This window comes from Streptosporangium sp. NPDC002607 (assembly GCF_053592655.1).
This window is the reverse complement of sequence record NZ_JBSFWD010000007.1, coordinates 120,272-140,956: the sequence shown is the minus strand read 5'-3', so window position 1 is coordinate 140,956 and position 20,685 is coordinate 120,272. Positions and strand designations below refer to the sequence as shown.

Below are 20,685 nucleotides of genomic sequence, written 5' to 3'. Positions count from 1 at the left end.
GAGACCAACTTCCAATGCTCGGTTTCGGGGGATTCGAGGGATAAGGTCCGCGAAGGTGGAGATCAACGGGCTCCGGGACCGGTGGACGCCCTGGCCACGAGGGCGTTCAGCAAGGCGGCGCCATTCTCGGCGTCGTCGATCGAGACGGCGAAGCGACCGCCGGAGACATAGCCCACCACAAGGCACTCCCCACCGCGGAGCATGACCGTCACAGCCCCCGGCACGCCCCGAATGCCCCACCCTCCGACATTGGACGGGAACAGTTCCTCCGACCAGGCCCGCTCCACTTTCGCGATCGGGATGCGCTTGCGGGGCAGACGGAGCGGTCCGTAGAAGAGCACGACGCCCTCCTCGGTGACCTGCACCCGCACCGAGCTGAAGGTCACGCCCACCAGGCCCACCAGGCCCGTGATCGTCGCGGGGGTCCAGAGCGTGCCGTCGCCGCCGAGCAGGGCGAACACCGCGAGCCCCATCCCCGCGGCCAGGAAGGAGCCGCCGAGCGCGACGAGCAGGCCGTTACGTAGAGAGGAGACCCATACCGCGCGCCGGCCGGGGCCGAGCGGGACCCGGCGCGGAGGAGTCGCTTTCGGCTCCGGGAGATCGTCGGGCCCCGGACGGGCCGCCAGCACACCGAGCCAGCCGCCCAGCAGCAGCGCCGCGACCACGAGCGGCGCGCTCCACCCCAGGTGACCTGCCTGTCCCCAGTCGGGGGCGTCGAGGTTGGCCGACAGCGTGATCGCCTGCAACGCCAGGAAGAACGGGCCGATGCCGCCCAGCACGGCACCGAGCGCCATGCGGCTCGCCCTGCGCCTGAGCATCCCGGCGTTGGCGAGCGCGAAGGCACAGCAGACCCCCGAGATCAGCACCCACAGGCCAGCCTGGAACAGCACCGAGGCGGTGAACGGCATCGAGCCGTCGGGGACGCCGGACGGGCCCCAGTGTGTGGCGATCGGATCGGGCAGCCGGTCTCGCAGCGTCAGCGGCGCGGCGATCAGGACGGCGGCCACCAGCACGGACCAGCCGGCCGCCGCGGAAAGGAATCGAGCTCGCAGGCCCACGTCGGTCGCTCCTTCGAAGAACCGGGCTCCAGACCCGGTCATGACAGTTCCCTGATGAGCTCGATGACGTCGTCATGGCGGTAGCCGTACTGGACCGCCTCGGCGAGCAGGGAACGCAGCTTCTCCTCGATGACACTGCGCGGGTTGGGGCGGCTGAGCACGCTCACGCCGCGGCCTCGACGGAACTCCAGCACCCCCTCGTCACGCAGATCCCGCAGGGCACGCAGCACCGTGTTGGCGTTGATGCCCAGCGCGGCGGCCAGATCGCGCGCCGGCGGGAGCCGGTCTCCCCGGGCGTAGGACCCCTCGGCGACGGCACGTCTGATCGCCTCGGCGACCTGCTCGTGCAGTGGCCGAGGATCGTTCATATCCAGGGTGAGCAACATAGTGCTAGCGACATTAGCACCATCCCTCTCGATGGTGCCACTCCCGATAGCACCATCGGACGACGCGATTCGTAGGACGAACCCTCGTTTATGAGTACTGCGCAAGCCCGACTAGCATCGGCTTGTGTGACCACTGTGCGGCTGACCCCAACTGACAATGCTGTCTCGTTCGATACCGACGCACTGGTCGTCGGCGTCCATACCGGACCGGACGGTCTGCTCCCCGCTCCCGGGGCCGACGGCCTCGATCAGGCTCTCGGCGGCAGGCTCACCGCCACGCTCGGCAGTGTGGGCGCCAAGGGGAAGCCCGGCGAGATCTCCAAGATCCCCACTTTCGGCGCGCTGACCGCACCCCTGCTGGTCGTCGTCGGCCTGGGCGACGTCCCCGAGAACGGCTACGACGCCGAGGCCCTGCGCCGCGCCGCGGGCACCGCGGTCCGCGCCCTGGCCGGCACCGGCCGGGTGGCGCTGGCCCTGCCCACCACGAGCGCCGAGCACGCCGGCGCCGTCGCCCTGGGCGGCCTGCTCGGCGCGTACTCCTTCACCAGGTACCGGACCGCCGACGAGCCGAGCGCCCCGGTGGCCGAGCTGGCCGTGCTGACCGACGCCGAGGGCGCCGAGGCCGCGGTCGGGCGCGCCGGCACGCTGGCCGAGTCGGTCTCGCTCGTCCGTGACCTGGTCAACACCCCGCCTTCCGACCTGTGGCCCGCGCGCTTCGCCGAGATCGCCGAGCAGGTGGGCGGCGAGGTCGGCCTGTCGGTCGAGGTCCTGGACGAGAAGGCGCTCAAGGAGGGCGGCTACGGCGGCATCGTCGCCGTCGGCCAGGGATCGGCGAACCCGCCCCGCCTGGTACGCCTCGCCTACAGCCACCCCGAGGCCGAAAAGAAGCTCGCCTACGTCGGCAAGGGCATCACCTTCGACTCGGGCGGCCTGTCGCTCAAGCCGTCGGCCGCGATGGACTGGATGAAGTCAGACATGGGCGGCGCGGGCGCCGTCCTCGGCGCGATGCTCGCGATCGCGAGGCTGGGCCTGAAGGTCAACGCGGTCGGCTACCTCTGCCTGGCCGAGAACATGCCGAGCGGCACCGCGCAGCGTCCCTCCGACGTGTTCACCAGCTTCGCGGGCAAGACGGTCGAGGTGCTCGACACCGACGCCGAGGGCCGCCTGGTCCTGATCGACGGCATCGCCCGCGCCGGTCAGGACGACCCCGACGTGATCGTCGACGTCGCCACGCTCACCGGCGCGCAGATCGTCGCGCTGGGCTGGCGGACGGCGGGCGTCATGGCCAACGACGACGACCTCCGGGCCGAGATCGTCGCGACGGCGGGCGCGCAGGGCGAGGCCGCGTGGCCCATGCCCCTGCCCGACGAGCTCCGCAAGGGGCTCGACTCGCCCGTGGCCGACATCGCCAACCTGCACCCCGAGCGTTTCGGCGGGATGCTCACGGCGGCGATCTTCCTGCGGGAATTCGTGCCGGACGGTGTCCGTTGGGCACACATTGACATGGCCGGTCCCGCCTTCAACAAGGGAGAGCCGCACGGCTACACGCCGAAGGGCGGTACCGGGGCGGTCACCCGGACGCTCGTCGGCCTGGCCGAGCGCTACGCGACCGGGTCCGCCCAGGCGTCGGCGTAGCCGCGCATGCGGGTCACAAGCAACACAGACAGATGAAAAGATGCGGTTGTCGGTGCCGGGCCAAGGGCGGGCACCGACTGGGCGCCGAGCCGGGTCAGGCGGCGGCGTGGATGCGATCGAGGATCCGCGCGGCCGGCCAGGGCACGGAAGGGGCGCGACCGTGAACACGGTATTCCAATCCGACAAGGAGCTTTCCTGTGGCTGATGGCAGCGGCCCCTACGACATCGTCGTCCTGGGTGGCGGTAGCGGCGGGTATGCCTGCGCTCTGCGGGCGGCCGAGCTGGGCAAGACGGTCGCGCTGATCGAGAGAGACAAGATCGGCGGCACCTGCCTGCACCGGGGGTGCATTCCCACCAAGGCGCTTCTGCACTCCGCGGAGGTCGCCGACGAGACGCGGGAAAGCGCGACCTACGGCGTCAAGGCCCGTTTCGAGGGCATCGACGTGCCCGCGGTCCACGCGTTCAAGGACAAGATCGTCAATCGCGCCTGGAAGGGCGTGCAGGGCCTTCTCAAGAGCAAGGGCATCACGATCATCGAGGGTGAGGGCCGTCTCGCGGGCCCGAACCGGGTGTCCGTGGGCTCCGAGATCTACGAGGGCCGCAACATCGTGCTGGCGACCGGCTCCGCGCCCAGGTCCCTTCCCGGCCTGGAGATCGACGGCGAGCGTGTCATCACCAGCGAGCACGCGCTCAAGCTCGACCGGGTGCCCACCTCCGTGGTCGTCCTGGGCGGCGGCGTCATCGGCGTGGAGTTCGCCAGCGTCTGGCGCTCCTTCGGCGCCGAGGTGACGATCGTCGAGGCCCTGCCGCACCTGCTGCCGCTGGAGGAGGAGTCGAGCTCCAAGCTGCTCGAGCGCTCCTTCCGCCGCCGCGGCATCAAGCAGGAGCTGGGCGTCTTCTTCGAGGGCGTCAAGACCACCGACACCGGCGTGGTCGTCAGCCTGGCCAACGGCAAGACCCTGGACGCCGAGCTGCTGCTCGTCGCGGTCGGCCGCGGCGCGGTCTCCGCGGGCATGGGCTTCGAGGAGGCGGGTGTCGCCATCGAGCGCGGCACCGTCACCGTGAACGAGTTCTGCCAGACCAGCGTGCCCGGCGTGTACGCGGTCGGCGACCTCATCCCGACCCTGCAGCTCGCCCACGCGGGCTTCGCCGAGGGCATCCTGGTGGCCGAGCACATCGCGGGGCTGAACCCCGTGCCGATCGACTACGACGGCGTGCCGCGGATCACCTACTCCGATCCCGAGGTCGCCTCGGTGGGCATCACCTCCGCCCAGGCCAGGGAGCGCGGCCACGAGATCGTCGAGTTCACCTACGACCTCGCGGGCAACCCCAAGAGCCAGATCCTGCAGACGCAGGGCGCTGTCAAGATCATCTCGGCGAAGGACGGCCCGGTGCTCGGCGTGCACATGGTCGGCCGTCGCATCGGCGAGCTCGTGACCGAGGGGCAGCTGATCTACAACTGGGAGGCCCTGCCCTCCGAGGTCGCCCAGCTCATCCACGCTCACCCGACCCAGTCCGAGGCCGTCGGCGAGGCGATGCTGGCGCTGGCCGGCAAGCCGCTCCACGTCCACAACTAACGTAAGCCCTCACTCGGAACGCGAGAGAAGACACCAATGCCGAAGTCCGTACAGATGCCCCAGCTCGGTGAGAGCGTCACGGAGGGCACCGTCACCCGTTGGCTGAAGAAGGAGGGCGAGCGCGTCGAGGCCGACGAGCCGCTTCTCGAAGTCTCCACCGACAAGGTCGACACCGAGATCCCGTCTCCGGCCGCGGGCATCCTCACGAAGATCGTGGTGGCCGAGGACGAGACAGTCGAGGTCGGCGCCGAGCTCGCCGTCATCGACGAGAACGGCACCGAGGGCGCCGCCCCCGCGCAGGAGGCGGCCCCCGAGCCGGAGCCCGAGCCCGAGCCGGTCCCCCAGCAGCAGGCACAGCCGGTCTCCTCGATCCCGCAGCCCGCCCCGCAGGCCCCCGCCCCGGCGCAGGCCCCCGTTCCCGCCCCGGCCCCGGCCCCGGCACCGGCCCTCCAGGTCGTCCAGACCTCCCCGGCCGCGCCGCCGTCCCCGATCGCGACGGCACCGGCCGCCGAGCCCGCCGGTGAGAGCCCGTACGTCACCCCGCTGGTGCGCAAGCTCGCCAGCGAGCACGGCGTCGACCTCGACTCGCTGAACGGCACCGGCGTCGGCGGTCGCATCCGCAAGCAGGACGTGCTGGAAGCGGCCCGCGACCAGCGCGAGCGGGCCGCGGCGGCCCAGGCCCCGGCCCCGCAGGCCGCCGCCCAGGCTCCGGCGGCCGCCCCCGCGCAGGCTCCCGAGCCGGTCCCGGTGGACACCACGCTGCGCGGGCGCACCGAGAAGATGTCGCGGCTGCGCCAGACCATCGCCAAGCGCATGGTCGAGTCGCTGCAGGTCTCGGCCCAGCTCACCACCGTGGTCGAGGTCGACGTCACCAAGATCGCGCAGCTGCGCGACCGCGCGAAGGCCGAGTTCCAGCGGCGTGAGGGCGTCAAGCTCTCGTTCATGCCGTTCTTCGCCCTCGCCACGATCGAGGCGCTCAAGCAGCACCCGAAGCTGAACGCCACGATCAACAGCGAGACCAACGAGGTCACCTACTTCGACGCCGAGCACCTGGCCTTCGCGACGGACACCGAGCGCGGCCTGATCGTCCCGGTGATCAAGGACGCGGGCGACCTCAACATCGCCGGGCTGGCCCGTAAGATCGCCGATCTGGCCGAGCGCACCCGCACCAACAAGGTGAGCCCGGACGAGCTCGGCGGCGGCACGTTCACGCTGACCAACACCGGCAGCCGGGGCGCGCTGTTCGACACGCCGATACTCAACCAGCCGCAGGTCGGCATGCTGGGCACCGGCGCGGTCGTCAAGCGCCCGGTCGTCCTGGACACCGCCGAGGGCGAGGTCATCGCCGTCCGCTCGATGGTCTACCTCGCGCTCAGCTACGACCACCGCCTGGTCGACGGCGCCGACGCCGCCCGCTTCCTGACGACGATCAAGCGTCGCCTGGAGGAGGGCCGTTTCGAGAACCAGCTGGGCCTCAACGCCTAGTCACCGTTCCGCCTCCCCGGGCCGGTCCGCTCTCCGCGGACCGGCCCGGTCCGTTCTCGTCATCTCCACGGGTGTCTTTCGGGTATGGGCGGGATACGCCGGAGATCCGGCGTCCGGCCGGCGGCGGACAGGCTGTTGACGGCCGTTTCCAGCCGCCGCTACCGAGCAGCGGGAGAGAGTCTCACAGCGAGGACGGCGGCGACGAGCGAGAGCGCCCCGGTCGGCTCCATCACCTGGGACAGGGCCAGGGAGGTGCCCCCCGAAGTTTCCCTTGCCGCCGCGCAGTGCCCAGTCACGTGCTCCTCTCTGTGCTTCTTTCTCTCTCCGGCTCTCCGGACGGCACATCCCGACGCATCCGGTGACCCCGGCCTCCCGAAGATCGCAGGGGAGGTCGACTAGATTGGACAACATGGCGATCATCGTGACCGGGTCCTCTGGCCTGCTTGGATCAGCTCTGGTCAAGGCTCTGCGGGCCGACGACATCCGGGTGGTCAGGTTGGTACGGCGGGCGCCGCAGGGCGTCGACGAGGCGTTCTGGAACCCGGGCAAAGGGCTCATCGACCCGGCGGCCCTGCAGGGCGCGCGGGCCGTGGTCCATCTCGCCGGAGCGGGGATCGGCGACCGGCGCTGGAGCGACGACGTCAAGCGCGAACTGGTCCGCAGCCGGGTCGAGGGGACCAGGACGCTGGTGAAAGCGCTGACGGAGCTGCCGGACAGGCCCCCGACGCTGCTGTCGGCGTCCGCGATCGGCTACTACGGGGACACCGGGGACCGCGAGGTGGACGAGACGGCCCCACCGGGCGAGGGATTCCTCTCGCGGGAGGTGGTGGTGCCCTGGGAGGCCGAGACGGTACCCGCAGAGGAGGCGGGCATCCGGGTGGCCCGGCTCCGTACCGGCCTGGTGCTGAGCGGCGCGGGCGGCATGCTGGCGAAGATCCTGCCGATCTTCAAGCTGGGGCTGGGAGCGCCCCTGGGCTCGGGAGAGCAGTACTGGTCCTGGATATCGATCGACGACTGGGTGCACGCCGTACTGCACATCCTGGGCGACCCGGAGATCTCGGGCCCGGTCAACCTCACCGCGCCGCAGCCGGTCACCAACGCGGAGTTCACCAGGACGCTCGGGAAGGCCCTGCACCGGCCCACCATGCCGCTCGCCGTACCCGGATTCGCGCTGCGCACGGCCATCGGGGGGTTCGCGGAGGAGGGGGTGCTGACCGGGCAGCGGGTGCTGCCCCGGCGCCTTCTGGAGTCTGGTTACACGTTCCGGCATACGCGCCTCAGTGAGGCGCTGGCCGCCGTACTCTAGGGTCCCTGTTTCCGCCAAAGCCGTCGAAGAGGTCATGTATGCGTAGTTCTGGGCAGTCTCACATCCTTGCCATCGGAGGCGGTTCGTTCCGCCCGTCCGAGCGCTACGGGTTCATAGAGGCGAGCGCGCTGCTGCGGTACGCCCTCGACCTGACCGGCCAGGACCGGCCGAAGCTGGGCCTGCTCGCCACCGCCACCGGCGACGACGCCGACTGGCTGCTGAAGATGTACGGCGCCTTCCGCGAGTGGGACGTCGAGGTCAGCCACCTGACCGTGTTCCCGATGCCCAACGTCGAGGATCCGCGCGAGTGGGTGCTCAGCCAGGACGTCATCTACGTCAGCGGCGGCAGCGTGGCCAACCTGGCGGCCCTGTGGCGGCTGCACGGCCTGGACGAGATCTTCGAGGAGGCGTGGCGGGCCGGCGTGGTGCTGAGCGGCCAGAGCGCCGGGGCGCTCTGCTGGCACGTGGGCGGCAACACCGACTCCTTCGGCCCGGCCCTGCGGGTGTGGTCCGACGGCCTGGGCCTGCTGCCCCACTCGTGCGGCGTCCACTACGACTCCGACCCGCAGCGCCGCGCGCTGCTGCACGAGGCGGTGGCCTCGGGCGAGCTGCCGGGGGGCTACGCGGCGGACGAGGGCGTGGCGCTGCACTACGTGGGCACCGAGTTCATCCAGGCCGTCAGCGTGCAGCCGGGCGCCTACGCCTACAAGGTCGAGCACGACGGGGCGGGCGGGGCCAAGGAGTTCCGCATCGAGCCTCGGCTTCTCACGTCGTGACCACGAACGGGTCAACTACTCTTGAGACGTGAGTGACCTGGCAATCGTCCGTCTTGGCGTTGACTTCCCCTATGAGCAGGCCTGGGATCTTCAGCGGCGCATCCACGCACGCCGCGTGGCCGAGGAGATTCCCGACACCTGCCTGATGCTCGAGCACGCGCCGGTCTACACGGCGGGAAAACGAACCGCGCCGCACGAGCGGCCCTCCGACGGCACTCCCGTCGTCGAGGTCGACCGGGGCGGCCGGATCACCTGGCACGGTCCCGGCCAGCTGGTCGGCTACCCGATCGTCAGGCTCGGCGGCCCGCTCGACGTGAACGCCTACGTGAGGCTCCTGGAGGAGACCCTGGTGGCCGTCTGCGCCGACTTCGGGGTGCAGGCGGGCCGAGTCCAGGGGCGTGGCGGCGTCTGGGTGGCCGGAGACCCCTCGCACGGCCTGCCGGACAGGAAGGTCGGGGCCATCGGCATCCGGGTCTCGAGCGGCGTCACGATGCACGGGTTCGCGCTCAACTGCTCCAACGACCCGAGCTGGTACAACCGGATCGTCCCGTGCGGCATCAGCGACGCCGGGGTCTCCTCGCTGTCCGCCGAGACCGGCCGGCGGATCGTGGTCGACGAGGTCCTGCCGTACGCCGAGAAGCACCTGGCGGAGGCGCTCGGCGCGCGGGCCTTCGAGTTGCCCGAGGAAGACCTGTTCCGGCGCTGAACCCCCGGGGCCTCGCGGCTCGCGGTGGGACATAAGCTGGACAGGTGAGCGAGCGTGATGACATTTACCCCACCTCGACGTGTAACACCTCGGTCCCTCGACCGACGAAGGAGCTCGCATGACCGTCGCACCCGAAGGGCGCAAGCTCCTCCGTCTGGAGGTCCGCAACGCCGAGACCCCCATCGAGAAGAAGCCCGAATGGATCAAGACCAGGTTCAGGACGGGCCCGAACCACACCGAGCTGCGGGCGCTGGTCAAACGCGAAGGGCTGCACACGGTCTGTCAGGAGGCCGGATGCCCCAACATCTCCGAGTGCTGGGAGGACCGCGAGGCCACCTTCCTCATCGGCGGCGACCAGTGCACCCGGCGGTGTGACTTCTGCCAGATCGACACCGGCAAGCCCAAGGCGTACGACACCGACGAGCCGCGCCGCGTGGCCGACTCGGTGCGGCAGATGGGCCTCAACTACGCGACCGTGACCGGTGTCGCCCGCGACGACCTGCCCGACGGCGGCGCGTGGCTGTACGCGGAGACCGCGCGGCAGATCCACACGCTGCTGCCCGGCTGCGGCGTCGAGCTGCTGGTGCCCGACTTCAACGGCGACCAGGCCCAGCTGGAGGAGGTCTTCTCCGCCAGGCCCGAGGTGTTCGCGCACAACGTCGAGACCGTGCCGCGGATCTTCAAGCGCATCCGGCCCGCCTTCCGTTACGAGCGCTCCCTGGAAGTGATCACCAAGGCCCGCCAGGCCGGCCTGGTGACCAAGTCCAACCTGATCCTCGGCATGGGCGAGGATCGCGAGGAGGTCGTCCAGGCCATGCGCGACCTGCACGAGGCCGGGTGCGACCTGCTCACCGTGACCCAGTACCTGCGGCCCACCCCGCGCCACCACCCCGTCGACCGCTGGGTGAAGCCGGAGGAGTTCGTGGAGCTGGGCAAGGAGGCGGAGGCCATCGGTTTCGCCGGGGTCCTGTCGGGGCCGCTGGTTCGCTCCTCCTACCGGGCGGGCCGCCTGTACAAGCAGGCGGTCGAGGCCCGCCAGCACGCCTGAGCGGCCCGGCCTCACAGGCTGTGGAAACCGGAGGGACCCCGCTCGCGAGCGGGGTCCCTCCGGCGTGACCGGGTAATCCAGGTAAAAGTCGGCAGGATCGTTTCTCCCAGCGGTACCGGCCTTTCCGGCACTCCGCGGCCTTCGGCCCCGGTGCCGGAACCGGCACCGGGCAGGTCACGTTTTCACTTCTTGAGCCATGGATTTGTATCCTTCAGAACATGGCCAAGAAGCCCGAAGACTCAGAGCGCCCGGGGCGCATCAAGCAACTCCGTATGATCGCGAAGATCATCAAGGAGGCCAACCCCAAGGGGATGCCGATCGTCTACGCCTCGGCGCTGGGCACGCTCGCGCTGTTCGTGGTGATCGGCCTGGTCACGGGCTGGTTCTGGTACCTGCTCTTCATCGGGATCCTGCTGGCCCTGACCGTCGGGCTGGTGGTGTTCGGCCAGCTCGCCCAGAAGGCGCAGTACTCCATGCTGCACGGGCAGGTCGGCGCCGCCGCCGCGATCCTGCAGGGCATGCGCGGCAACTGGGAGGTCACCCCGGCCGTCGCGGTCACCCGCGACCAGGACATCGTGCACCGCGTGGTCGGCTACCCAGGCATCATCCTGGTCTCGGAGGGGCCGGGCAGCCGGGTGCAGAAGATGCTGGTCGCCGAGAAGAAGCGCGTCCAGCGAGTCGCGCTGGACGTGCCCGTCTACGACATCCAGTCCGGTGACGGCGAGGGGCAGATCCCGCTGGCCAAGCTGCAGCGGCACCTGATGAAGCTGCCCCGCAACCTCAAGAAGCCCGCCCTGTACGAGATCAACAACCGGCTGAAGGCCCTGCCGCAGACGCTGCCGATGCCCAAGGGCCCGCTGCCGCGCGGCGCGAAGATGCCCCGCCCGAAGATGCGCTGATGGGCTCCGCCGGGGTGGGCCGCCACCGGGTGGACGCCGCGGCCACCTCCCGGGCCAACCGCGGCTGGTGGGACGGCGCCGCCGACGAGTACCAGGCCGAGCACGGGGAGTTCCTGCGCGACTCCGGGTTCGTCTGGTGTCCCGAGGGGCTGGACGAGGCCGACGCCCGTCTGCTGGGCGATGTCGCGGGCAAGGACGTGCTGGAGATCGGCTGCGGTGCCGGGCAGTGCGGGCGCTGGCTGGCCGGCCAGGGCGCCAGGGTCGCCGCCTTCGACCTGTCCTTCCGCCAGCTTCAGCATTCGCGCCGGATCGATCTGGGCGCGGGCGCCGCGCTCCCCGTGGTCCAGGCGGACGCCGAGGTCCTGCCCTTCGCCGACGGGGCGTTCGACCTGGCCTGCTCGGCCTACGGCGCGCTGCCGTTCGTGGCCGACGCCGGAGCCGTCCTCGCCGAGGTCCGCCGGGTGCTGCGCCCCGGGGGCCGCCTGGTCTTCTCGGTGAGCCACCCCGTCCGCTGGGCCTTCCCCGACGACCCCGGCCCCGCCGGGCTGACCTCCGACCGCTCCTACTTCGACCGCTCCGCATACGTGGAGATCGGCGAGGACGGACGTCCGTCCTACGTCGAGCACCATCGCACGATGGCCGACTGGGTCCACCTCATCACCGCCTCCGGGCTGGTGCTGCGGCACCTGACCGAGCCCGAGTGGCCGCCGGGCCACGACCGCGAGTGGGGCGGCTGGAGCCCGCTGCGCGGCCGCCACCTGCCCGGCACCGCGATCTTCACCTGCGCCCGGTAGACGCGCACCCGGCGGCCGGGGTGACATCCGTGTGCCCGCGACACGGATGGCACCCCGGCCTCCTTTCCCGCACGCCGGAGATCGTCACAGGTCGGCTGCCAGGTAAGAGCCAATGCTGCGGGCGGTCGTCCCGGACCGGCCGGGAACGCGGGCCTAGCGGCCGGCGTTCATGACGATCCGGCCGATCTCGTCGAAGGTGCCGAAGTCACCGCCGGAGACCAGGTTCTTGGTCATGGCGATCGCGATCCCGGTGGCCGTGTCGGCGTAGGCGGCCGAGCCACCGCTGCCCGCCATCCCGAACAGGGTGGGGGCGTCGAGCATTTCGGTGGCGCCGATGGCGTACCCGAGGGATCTGGTGACCGGAGTGCCGGTGACCTCGTCCACCCCGGTGATCGCCACCTCGGTGATCTCTCGCAGCCGTTCCGGCGAGACGAGCCTGACGCCGTCCACCTCGCCCAGCAGGGCGGCGTACATGCGGGCCACGGCACGGGCGGACATGGTGCCGCCCGCCGGGATGTCGGAGGTCAGCACGTCGGCGCGGTTACCGAAACCGGCATCCGGCATCGCCGCCATCGGCGCCGCCGTGTAGCCGTCCACCACCCTGAAGAACGGTATGTCGGCGAACATCTCCGCGGACATCTCCGCGGACATCTCGAAGTCGCTCGGCGCGTCCTCCAGCCGGGCCAGCCTGCCCAGCTCGGATTCCGGGACGCCGAAGAACAGCTCACCGGCCACCCCGAGCGGCCCGGCGACCTCCTCCCGCAGGACCTGCGAGATCGGCCTGCCGGTGCTCCGGCGGACGATCTCCCCGATGAGGTAACCGAACGACTGGGGGTGGTAGCCGGTCCTGGTGCCCGGCTCCCACCAGGGCTTGGCATCGGCGATCGCCGCGCACATCCCGTCCCAGTCGCACAGGTCCTCGGGCGTGGTCCCGGCGGGCACACCGGGCACGCCCGTCGAGTGGGTCAGGGCGTGCCGCACCGTCGCACGTTCCTTGCCATGGGCGCCGAACTCAGGCCACAGCTCGACGATCGGCGTGTCGTAGCCGAGAACGCCCCGCTCCACGAGCACGTGCACCACGGTCGAGGTGACGCCCTTGCCGGTCGAGGCGCTGTAGAACGGCGTGTCCGGCGTGACGGGACGCCCGGTGGCCGGGTCGGCGACACCCGCGACGACGTCGACCACCAGTTCGCCGTGCCGGTACACGGCGACCTGCAGGCCCCGCTCGGTCCCGGACTCCACGAGCCTGTCGGCCGCCTCCTGGACCCGCTTCTGCATATCGTTCATGATCTTCCCTTCCGTGATCCAGCGTGTGACCGTTACGACGGCCGGAGGCGGCAAAAGGAATCGCTCCGGGGAGTCGGTTCTCGGAAGCCCGAGCCCGGGACTCAGCGGCGCCCGGGCCTCCGGGAGATCGCGAGCAGGACGGCGGGTTCCCGCCCCGGATTGTGCAGGGCTCGCACCGGCAGCCCGTCCAGCCACAGCACGTCGCCGCGCCGGAAGGCCAGGCGATCACCGTCGGAGCAGACGAGCTCGATCCGTCCGCGCTCAAGCAGGACGATCGCGTCCCGCCATTCGGCTCCGGCCCGGTCCAGCGAGCCGCCGGGCTCGACGACGACCGTCCGTACCCGGAACGACGGTCCGAACCGCCCGGCCAAGGAGGGGGGCGGGTCCTCGCCGGTGCCCGTCACAGCGCCGAGGGGAGGCCGAACGCCGGGAAGATCTCGGCGCCGAAGGTGGTGATCTGGGTCACCAGCCCGCCCTCGACCCGCAGGACGCCGAGCCACGAGCCCTGGTACTCGGACTCGCCCGGACGCCTGAGGTAGGCCGCCGCGGCGGGTTGCCGGTTGGCGCGGGTGGGCAGGACGCGCCAGTCACCCCACGCCTCGGGGCCGATCATCGCCGGGCGCCACGCCTCGACGATCGCCTCCCCGCCCAGGATCCAGATCGGGGCCGGCGGCATCGCCTGCCAGGCGTCCGCGCGCAGCACCCCGGCCAGGACCTCAGGATCCGCCTGCTCGACGGCGTCCATGTAGCGTCGCAGCGCCGCGCGTTCCTCCTCGGTCGGATCCGAGGAGGGCGCCCACTCCAGACGCTGTGCGGGCAGGTGCTCCCGCATCGTCGACCGGGCCCGCTGCAGGGCGCTCTTCACCGCCGCGACGCTCACCTCCAGCAGCGCGGCGGCCTCCTGCGCCGACCAGCCGAGCACGTCGCGCAGGATCAGCACCACCCGCTGCCGGGGAGGCAGGTGCTGGATGGCGACCAGGAACGCCAGCTCGATCGTCTCCTTGGCGACCACCTCGGCGTCCGGCTCGGCGCCGACGGGGGCGGGCGGCTCCAGGAGCCGGTCCGGGTACGGCCCCAACCAGAAGACCTCGGTCGGCGACGGTGCGGACACGCCTGGAGTGGCCAGCACCGGCGCTTCACGCGGGCGTGGGCGGCGCGGGTGGCGGTCGAGGAAGTCCAGGCAGGCGTTGGTCGCGATCCGGTAGAGCCAGGCCCTGAAGGTCGAGCGCCCCTGGAAGCTCTCCCGCTTGCGCCAGGCGCGCAGGAACGTCTCCTGCACCAGGTCCTCCGACTCCTCGAAGGAGCCGAGCATCCGGTAGCAGTGCACCCGCAGCTCCCGCCGGTACCTCTCGACGAGCGTGCCGAACGCCGGCTCGTCACCCGCCAGCGCGGCGGCCAGGACCGCGCTCTCCTCCGGATCCGCCTCTTCCTTGATCACAACGACATCTCTCCCATACCGCGGCCCGCCCGGCGCGGGCGCCCACCGTTATGACGGCCGCCGGAGGGAAAAGGAATCGGCTGCGGGCGTGGGGACGCCTCAGAGGCGTACGACCACGGTGTTCGCCGCGCGGTCGTGCAGGCCCCGCTGGTCGCGGTCCCAGATGAGGGCGGGCAGGGCCAGGCAGAGCAGGACGGTCCGTACCAGCACGGAGACGAACCCGGGGCGGCCGCCGCCGAGCGCGGCGACCCTGATGCCGAACAGGCGCATCCCGAAGGTCATCCCCATGGTGCCCACCAGCAGGAGGTATTCGGCGGCCAGGACCAGGATCGGGACCCAGGCCGAATGAGTGGGGTCGATCCGCAGGAGCCCCTGGGTGATGGCCCAGGTGCAGATCAGCCAGTCGACCACGATGGCGCCGAGCCTGCGGCCGAATCCGGCCACCGAGCCGCTGCCCCCCGCGGGCAGCCCGAGCCGCTCCCCCGGATAACCGAGGTCGACTCCGGCCGACCTGACGCCACCGAGCCAGGTCTGGGTCCAACGCGGCTGCTTGCTGCTCATGCCCCAACGGTAGCCGCCCCGGGTACCGCCCCCGTACTCGCCCGGACCGGCTGGCGAGACAGGGCGAAAGCCATAGATCATATGTGTCGGCATCTCAACAAGCACATTCCCCCCGGAGCCCCCGTGCCTGACAACGACGACATCGACGAGCGGTTCAAGACGCTCACGGCTCAGATCAGCGTGCGGGAACGCAAGCGGATGACCAAGATCGCCGAACAGGAGTGGGCACGGCAGCCCCGCCTCAGGCGTCGCCGCAGGCGGCGGTGGGCCGCGGTCGCGGTGGCCGTCCTGGTGGCGGCGGCCGGGGGATTCGTCGTCTACCGGCCCGAAGCCGTCGAGCAGGTCCGCGCCGCTGTCCTCGCGGACTTCGGCATCGACCCGTCCGCCGATCCGACGGCTGGGCGGAGCGCCGAGCCGGCCCCGGTGGAGTCGGTGAAGGTCTCCCCCTTCGACGGCTCACCGGCCCAGAAGTACGCCAACGGGGTAAAGGGACTGGTCATGCCGGAGCCCAGGGCGATCGGCGGGCTGAGCCGCAAGGAGGTTGCCGCGGCCGTGCGGCACGCGAAAGAGCTCCTGGTGGCCTCGCACCTGGACCGGAAAGTGCTGCTGGGCGGCAGACCGAACAAGCTGATCCGGCTGCTGGACCCCGAGCAGCGCGCACCGTTCGTCAAGGGACTCAAGCACCCCGACGAAAAGCGCGGGTACCACAGCCGGAGGTGGGTGCTCAGCCTGGCCCCGAAGAGCGCCGAACTCGTCGGCGAGACCGTCAAGGTCCACGGCAAAGCCCGGCTGTCGACCTTCAGGGAGAACGGCCTCAGGGGCGTCCGGATCAAGGTCAACTACCTGTTCGTGTACGCGATCCAGCGCCCCGGCCGGCCGGACACCCTGACCAGGCTCGTCTCGCACAACATCGGCGCGCTGGACGCGTGGCGGGACGGCGGCCGGCTGCGCTTCTGGGTCAGCGGCTGGAACGGCGGGCGTGTCGCCCCGGCCCGGTGCGACGTCGACGACGCCTTCGTGCACCCGTTCTATCCGGACTCGCCCCCCGACGAAGTGAAAACCGACGGCCCGCCCGTGGACCCCTACTCGCTTGAGGATGAGCCCTCTGATGAGTGCAGGGTGCTGGAGTCGGACACGTGAAAATCCGGCAAAACCGGGCAAAGGAAGGCTCGGTATACCCGCCCAGACGGGGTCCGAGAACTAGCGTGAAGGCGACTTTCGCTTAACACGAGTGAAACAAACGAGACACGGGGCGGTAACGGCGCAGGCATACTTTCGGTCTGATAGCCCGTGCCCCATGGGAGGTTCGCGTGTTCAACTCCGCCGACGACGTCCTGAAGTTCATCAAGGACGAAGGGGTGCAGTTCGTTGATGTCAGGTTCACCGACCTGCCGGGGACGACGCACCACTTCACGTTCCCTTCGGAGAACTTCGGAGCCGGCGTCTTCACCGACGGTCTCATGTTCGACGGCTCGTCGATCCGCGGTTTCCAGGCCATCCACGAGTCGGACATGCTGCTGCTGCCCGACCCGTCCACGGCCGTGCTCGACCCGTTCCGGCAGCACAAGACGCTCAACATCAACTTCTTCGTGCACGACCCGCTGACGGGCGAGGCCTACAGCCGCGACCCGCGCAACGTCGCCCGCAAGGCGGAGGAGTACCTGAAGGGCACCGGCATCGCCGACACCGTCTACTTCGGCCCCGAGGCCGAGTTCTACATCTTCGACGACGTGCGGTTCGAGACCAACGCGCACGCGAGTTACTACTACATCGACTCGATCGAGGGCGCCTGGAACAGCGGCAAGGCCCAGGACGGCGGCAACCTCGGTTACAAGCCGCGCTTCAAGGGCGGCTACTTCCCGGTCCCGCCGATGGACCACTTCACCGACCTGCGCTCGGAGATGGTGCGCCGCCTCATCGACGCGGGCATCGACGTCGAGATGCAGCACCACGAGGTGGGCACGGCCGGCCAGGCGGAGATCGACTTCCGGTTCAACACGCTGCTCAAGGCCGCCGACACCCTGATGCTGTACAAGTACATCGTCAAGAGCACGGCCCTGGAGCACGGCCACACGGTCACCTTCATGCCCAAGCCGATCTTCGGTGACAACGGCTCCGGCATGCACTGCCACCAGTCGCTCTGGAAGGACGGCGCGCCGCTCTTCTACGACGAGGTCGGCTACGCGGGCCTGTCCGACACCGCCCGCTACTACATCGGCGGCCTGCTCAAGCACGCCCCGTCGCTGCTGGCCTTCACCAACCCGACGGTGAACTCCTACCACCGCCTGGTGCCCGGCTACGAGGCCCCGGTCAACCTGGTCTACTCCCAGCGCAACCGATCGGCGTGCATCCGCATCCCGATCACGGGCTCCAACCCGAAGGCCAAGCGCATCGAGTTCCGCGTCCCGGACCCGTCGTGCAACCCGTACTTCGCCTTCGCCGCCCAGCTCATGGCCGGCATCGACGGCATCCGCAACAAGATCGAGCCGGTCGAGCCGGTCGACAAGGACCTCTACGAGCTTCCCCCCGAGGAGGCCCGCAACATCCCGCAGGTCCCCGGCTCGCTGACGGACGTGCTCGCGGCCCTGGAGGCCGACCACGAGTACCTGCTGGAGGGCGGCGTGTTCACGCCGGACCTGATCGAGACCTGGATCTCCTACAAGCGGGAGAACGAGATCGACCCGATCCGCCTGCGCCCCCACCCGCACGAGTTCGAGCTCTACTACGACGTCTGAGCCACTGGCTTCTGACCTGGGTAAACGCCGGTCAGGACACCCAGGCGTCTCGCGAAAGGCCGTCGACCGTCTCTCCCCGGAGGGCACGCTCGATGGCCTTTCGCATGTGTTTCTCCTCCGGCGGCATGGGGTGCCTGTAGATCCGCAACGTGGCCCCGGGGTCCTCGTGTCCCGGAAGTCCAGCACCCACGGCCATGGTGAAGACGGTGAAGACCAACCCGTCCGGCAACCTGAAGGCGACGGTCACGGCTTCTCGTGACGGTTACCGGCGTTTCGGCTTCGCGGGCGACTCCTCGCCCGGGACGGTCACCGGCACCGCCGACCACGTCGGCATCTGACCGTCTCGGAGCCTTCGGTCAGCTTCGCGGGCCGGGTAGCGCGCGCAGATAGCCGGCCTCGACGATGCGGTCGGCCATGACCTTGTAGTCGGCAGGGTCGTCCGGGGTGAACGCGGCCAGGCCGTCCACATACCGGTTGAACATGCAGAAGGCGGCCGCGATCAGGATCGCGTCGTGGATCTCCATGTCGGAGGCTCCCACAGCCCTGGCCGCGGCCACCTGCTGGTCGGTGACCATCTTTCCGCCCTGCCGTACGGCTCCCGCGATGTCCAGCAGCGCCTTCATCTTGTCGGAGATGGAGGCGGCCGCCGGATTGGCGCAGATGTCCTCGACCGGGGCCGTGCCCTCCGGCAGTTGCGCCTCGGCGAACGCGGCGTGCGAGGAGAAGCAGAACCGGCAGTCGTTCTGCGCGGACACGTAGGCCGCGATCAGCTCCCGCTCACCTCGGGACAGCGAGTTGTCGCCGCGTAAGAGCACCTCGGCCAGCTCGCTCATCGGTCGCGCGGTCTGCGGCCGGTAGTGGAACAGGCCGGAGATGCCCGGGTGATCGTTGCCCAGTGTGATGTGCGCCATGAACGCTCCTTGGAGAATGCGGATCGGCATGCTTCAGGCGCAGCGTGAGCGATCACCGCCACTCCGGTCAACTCCTTGGTTGCGGTGGTGTTAGGCGGCGGTGTTCGCCGGCTCGGCGGCCTGCGGCTCGGCCACCGCCGCGGGCCTGCGCAGGATTACGACGGCCGGCACGATCGCAGTGGCGACGAGCCCGGCGCCGACGACGAAGGCCAGCCGGAAGCCGCCGGTCAGCGCCGACGCCGCGGAGTGGCCCGCCACCGTCAGAGCGTCCGTGCGGGAGGCCGCCAGGACAGGCCGTACGTGCTTTCACGCCCAGGGTGAAGGCGCCGCTCTCGCCGTAGTCGGCCGCGTCGTGGTTCGTCCCCGCGCGAGGTGGCCTGGCCGGGGGTGGATTCACCTGCGGTGACGCAGGCCCTGCCGGACAAAGCGAGGAACGCACGGGGGAAGAACCATGCCGCGGAGCCCGGTGCTAGCGTGATCGTGATCCGGATGAGGGGGACAAAAGCCGTGTCCAGACCGAACCATCAGTGGCGAACCGTTCGTGCGACGCTGGAGCAGGCCTGCGACCGATTCGCCCGCCTGCTGACCTCCGTCCCGCCTCAGACGATGGCGACGCGCGACTGGACCGTCGCCGAGACCGGCGCGCACGTCGGGTCCATCGCCTACCTCTACACCGCCATCGTGCGCCAGGACGGCGCCCCACACCCGATGCCCGAGCTCGCCGCGCCGATCGCGTCCACCAACGTGGACACCGTGGCCGACATCAACGACCTCGCGCTGAGGTCCTACTCCGAGCGCGACCCGGCCGAGCTGGACCGGCGGCTACGTGCCGACATCGGCGAGATCCTGCGCGTGACCGAGCATCTGGACCCGGCGACGCTCATCCCCTGGCTCGGCGAGGCCCACGTTCCGCTCGCTGGGGTGTTGGCCCATCTGGTCAACGAGATGCACCTGCACGGCTGGGACATCGCCCGGAGCGGACGCGTGTCGTGGACAATACCGCCGCGCGAGGCCGCGCTGTTCTTCGACCTGTTCCTCATCGGGATGATCCGCGAGGATCAGGGGCGGCTGATGGACACGGCCGGGCCCAAACGGTCCGGGCGCATCGCGGTCCGGTTCCACTCCCGGTACACCACCCCGGCGACGCTGGTACTGCAGGACGGCCGGGTGTCGGTGGAGGAGTCCTCGCCTCGCGCCGACGTCCACGTCGCCTTCGACCCACCGACGCTGAACCTGATGCTCTTCGGCCGCGTCAGCCGCCCGAAGGCCGTGCTCACCGGCAAGATCACTGCCTGGGGGCGACGTCCCTGGCTGCTTCCGCCGTTCCTGCGCGAAGTCCATCTGCCGACCAACCGGCGTCCGCGCCGTCACTACGCGACGCCCACCGGTGAATCGGCCGGGGCTTGACGACCGTCTCGTCCACGCGCTCGGCAGAGGTGGCGTCGCCACTGACAGACCAGGACGGCCGGCGCACGGTCGTGAACGCCCGCCGGAGGCCGTGCCCTTTTACCTGCGGTGCTACGTAGGGAATCGTACGCTCGTGCGAAGATCTCGGCACCCTCCGCTTCGGTGTAGACGGCACCTCCTCTGGTCTCCACATAGCTCGCGTCGGAGTAAGGCTCTGGCATGTCGAAGATCGTGAAAGCACCCTCTGGGCTGGCGTGCGCTCCGGTGGCGAACGGCAGGACCCGGACGGTCACGTTCGGCCTCGACATGGACTTGGCCAGGTGCTCCAGCTGGGCGCGCATCACCTTCGGGCCGCCGATCATGCGGTGCAGCACGGCCTCGTCGAGAACGATCTCTATGCTCGGAGCCGACTCGGCGTCGAGCACGCGAGGAGGATCGAAGGCGAGCGGAGGCCGAAAAGCAGGATGCACAGCAGCGAGAGTCGGCGCTACCGCAGCTGTGTCACGACAGCGCCCGAGCCGCCGCCCGGCCGGTGCTGAAGGCGGTGCGGGCGACCAACCGGAAGATCGGCAAGGCTCGGGCAGGGGCGTGACTCACATGTGGCTTACCGTGACTCACGATCAGCTACAGGTCCGCGTAAAGCCGCAGGTCGGCGTGGTAGGGCGGGTGGGACTCG

Annotated in this window: 22 protein-coding genes; 13 read left to right on the top strand and 9 right to left on the bottom strand. The window is 70.3% G+C overall.

All coding sequences use genetic code 11. From position 1 onward, the window contains the following. Window positions 1-62: 62 nt before the first annotated feature. Together ACWD3H_RS10710 and ACWD3H_RS10705 are read right to left on the bottom strand one after the other, a co-directional pair. A complete protein-coding gene (locus tag ACWD3H_RS10710) occupies window positions 63-1,100 on the bottom strand; it encodes a DUF1648 domain-containing protein (protein ID WP_451954772.1) in 1,038 nt (345 codons plus the stop codon). Beyond that, a complete protein-coding gene (locus ACWD3H_RS10705) occupies window positions 1,097-1,426 on the bottom strand; it encodes a GntR family transcriptional regulator (protein ID WP_355552101.1) in 330 nt (109 codons plus the stop codon). The genes ACWD3H_RS10710 and ACWD3H_RS10705 overlap by 4 nt, the downstream gene beginning before the upstream one ends. A gap of 108 nt (window positions 1,427-1,534) precedes the next feature. Here ACWD3H_RS10705 and ACWD3H_RS10700 point away from each other — a divergent pair, with 108 nt between their 5' ends. The 9 genes from ACWD3H_RS10700 (at window position 1,535) to ACWD3H_RS10660 (ending at window position 11,670) form a co-directional block, all read left to right on the top strand. Continuing rightward, window positions 1,535-3,079: a leucyl aminopeptidase gene (locus ACWD3H_RS10700; RefSeq protein ID WP_451954771.1), complete on the top strand. Its 1,545-nt coding sequence runs from the start codon at window positions 1,535-1,537 to the stop codon at window positions 3,077-3,079. A gap of 197 nt (window positions 3,080-3,276) precedes the next feature. Next, a complete protein-coding gene (lpdA, locus tag ACWD3H_RS10695; RefSeq protein WP_355552107.1) occupies window positions 3,277-4,656 on the top strand; it encodes a dihydrolipoyl dehydrogenase in 1,380 nt (459 codons plus the stop codon). 36 nt (window positions 4,657-4,692) lie between these two features. Further along, complete coding sequence (gene sucB / locus ACWD3H_RS10690) at window positions 4,693-6,141, top strand: 2-oxoglutarate dehydrogenase, E2 component, dihydrolipoamide succinyltransferase (protein ID WP_451954770.1); 1,449 nt, start codon at window positions 4,693-4,695, stop codon at window positions 6,139-6,141. Between the two features lie 409 nt (window positions 6,142-6,550). Beyond that, window positions 6,551-7,447 carry a TIGR01777 family oxidoreductase gene (locus ACWD3H_RS10685; RefSeq protein ID WP_451954769.1) on the top strand — a complete coding sequence of 299 codons (897 nt, stop codon included), beginning with the start codon at window positions 6,551-6,553 and terminating at the stop codon, window positions 7,445-7,447. 38 nt (window positions 7,448-7,485) lie between these two features. Further along, complete coding sequence (locus ACWD3H_RS10680; protein ID WP_451954768.1) at window positions 7,486-8,223, top strand: Type 1 glutamine amidotransferase-like domain-containing protein; 738 nt, start codon at window positions 7,486-7,488, stop codon at window positions 8,221-8,223. 28 nt (window positions 8,224-8,251) lie between these two features. Continuing rightward, entirely contained in the window at window positions 8,252-8,929 is a 678-nt protein-coding gene (lipB, locus tag ACWD3H_RS10675; protein ID WP_350927876.1) for a lipoyl(octanoyl) transferase LipB, read from the top strand. Window positions 8,930-9,047: 118 nt separating this feature from the next. Then, the gene (lipA, locus tag ACWD3H_RS10670; RefSeq protein ID WP_355552120.1) at window positions 9,048-9,977 is read left to right on the top strand and encodes a lipoyl synthase; all 930 of its coding nucleotides are present in this window, start codon (window positions 9,048-9,050) and stop codon (window positions 9,975-9,977) included. Window positions 9,978-10,195: 218 nt separating this feature from the next. After that, the gene (locus ACWD3H_RS10665) at window positions 10,196-10,876 is read left to right on the top strand and encodes a DUF4191 domain-containing protein (protein ID WP_355552123.1); all 681 of its coding nucleotides are present in this window, start codon (window positions 10,196-10,198) and stop codon (window positions 10,874-10,876) included. Further along, on the top strand, window positions 10,876-11,670 hold the full coding sequence (locus ACWD3H_RS10660; protein WP_451954767.1) for a class I SAM-dependent methyltransferase: 795 nt from the start codon (window positions 10,876-10,878) through the stop codon (window positions 11,668-11,670). The genes ACWD3H_RS10665 and ACWD3H_RS10660 overlap by 1 nt, the downstream gene beginning before the upstream one ends. A 153-nt stretch (window positions 11,671-11,823) precedes the next feature. Here ACWD3H_RS10660 and ACWD3H_RS10655 read toward each other — a convergent pair whose 3' ends face one another. The 4 genes from ACWD3H_RS10655 to ACWD3H_RS10640 all read right to left on the bottom strand — a co-directional run bounded on the left by ACWD3H_RS10655 (window position 11,824) and on the right by ACWD3H_RS10640 (window position 14,956). Next, window positions 11,824-12,957 (bottom strand): serine hydrolase domain-containing protein, encoded by a 1,134-nt coding sequence (locus ACWD3H_RS10655; RefSeq protein ID WP_451954766.1) that lies wholly within the window; start codon window positions 12,955-12,957, stop codon window positions 11,824-11,826. Window positions 12,958-13,058: 101 nt separating this feature from the next. Further along, the gene (locus tag ACWD3H_RS10650) at window positions 13,059-13,361 is read right to left on the bottom strand and encodes a cupin domain-containing protein (protein WP_355632522.1); all 303 of its coding nucleotides are present in this window, start codon (window positions 13,359-13,361) and stop codon (window positions 13,059-13,061) included. After that, entirely contained in the window at window positions 13,358-14,395 is a 1,038-nt protein-coding gene (locus ACWD3H_RS10645; protein ID WP_451954765.1) for an RNA polymerase subunit sigma-70, read from the bottom strand. Before ACWD3H_RS10645 ends, ACWD3H_RS10650 begins: the two co-directional genes overlap by 4 nt. A 99-nt stretch (window positions 14,396-14,494) precedes the next feature. Beyond that, window positions 14,495-14,956: an RDD family protein gene (locus ACWD3H_RS10640; protein WP_451954764.1), complete on the bottom strand. Its 462-nt coding sequence runs from the start codon at window positions 14,954-14,956 to the stop codon at window positions 14,495-14,497. Between the two features lie 123 nt (window positions 14,957-15,079). On the opposite strand from ACWD3H_RS10640, the gene ACWD3H_RS10635 reads away from it, so the two are divergent. From ACWD3H_RS10635 to ACWD3H_RS10625, 3 genes are all read left to right on the top strand, one after another. Continuing rightward, complete coding sequence (locus ACWD3H_RS10635) at window positions 15,080-16,096, top strand: hypothetical protein (RefSeq protein WP_451954763.1); 1,017 nt, start codon at window positions 15,080-15,082, stop codon at window positions 16,094-16,096. Window positions 16,097-16,266: 170 nt separating this feature from the next. Next, a complete protein-coding gene (gene glnA, locus ACWD3H_RS10630; RefSeq protein WP_350927894.1) occupies window positions 16,267-17,691 on the top strand; it encodes a type I glutamate--ammonia ligase in 1,425 nt (474 codons plus the stop codon). A 206-nt stretch (window positions 17,692-17,897) separates the two neighbouring features. Next, window positions 17,898-18,029: a hypothetical protein gene (locus tag ACWD3H_RS10625; RefSeq protein WP_451954762.1), complete on the top strand. Its 132-nt coding sequence runs from the start codon at window positions 17,898-17,900 to the stop codon at window positions 18,027-18,029. Window positions 18,030-18,047: 18 nt separating this feature from the next. Here the strand turns inward: ACWD3H_RS10625 and ACWD3H_RS10620 are convergent, their stop codons facing one another. Together ACWD3H_RS10620 and ACWD3H_RS10615 are read right to left on the bottom strand one after the other, a co-directional pair. After that, window positions 18,048-18,602, bottom strand: a complete 555-nt coding sequence (locus ACWD3H_RS10620; protein ID WP_451954761.1) for a carboxymuconolactone decarboxylase family protein — start codon at window positions 18,600-18,602, stop codon at window positions 18,048-18,050. Between the two features lie 90 nt (window positions 18,603-18,692). Next, window positions 18,693-18,860, bottom strand: coding sequence for a hypothetical protein (locus ACWD3H_RS10615; protein WP_451954760.1), 168 nt, complete (start codon window positions 18,858-18,860; stop codon window positions 18,693-18,695). A gap of 249 nt (window positions 18,861-19,109) precedes the next feature. Between ACWD3H_RS10615 and ACWD3H_RS10610 the strand changes: the two genes are divergently transcribed. Further along, window positions 19,110-20,009, top strand: a complete 900-nt coding sequence (locus ACWD3H_RS10610) for a maleylpyruvate isomerase N-terminal domain-containing protein (RefSeq protein ID WP_451954759.1) — start codon at window positions 19,110-19,112, stop codon at window positions 20,007-20,009. Here the strand turns inward: ACWD3H_RS10610 and ACWD3H_RS10605 are convergent. Then, a complete protein-coding gene (locus ACWD3H_RS10605) occupies window positions 19,973-20,434 on the bottom strand; it encodes a DUF5753 domain-containing protein (protein WP_451954758.1) in 462 nt (153 codons plus the stop codon). The genes ACWD3H_RS10610 and ACWD3H_RS10605 overlap by 37 nt on opposite strands. Window positions 20,435-20,685: the final 251 nt, after the last annotated feature.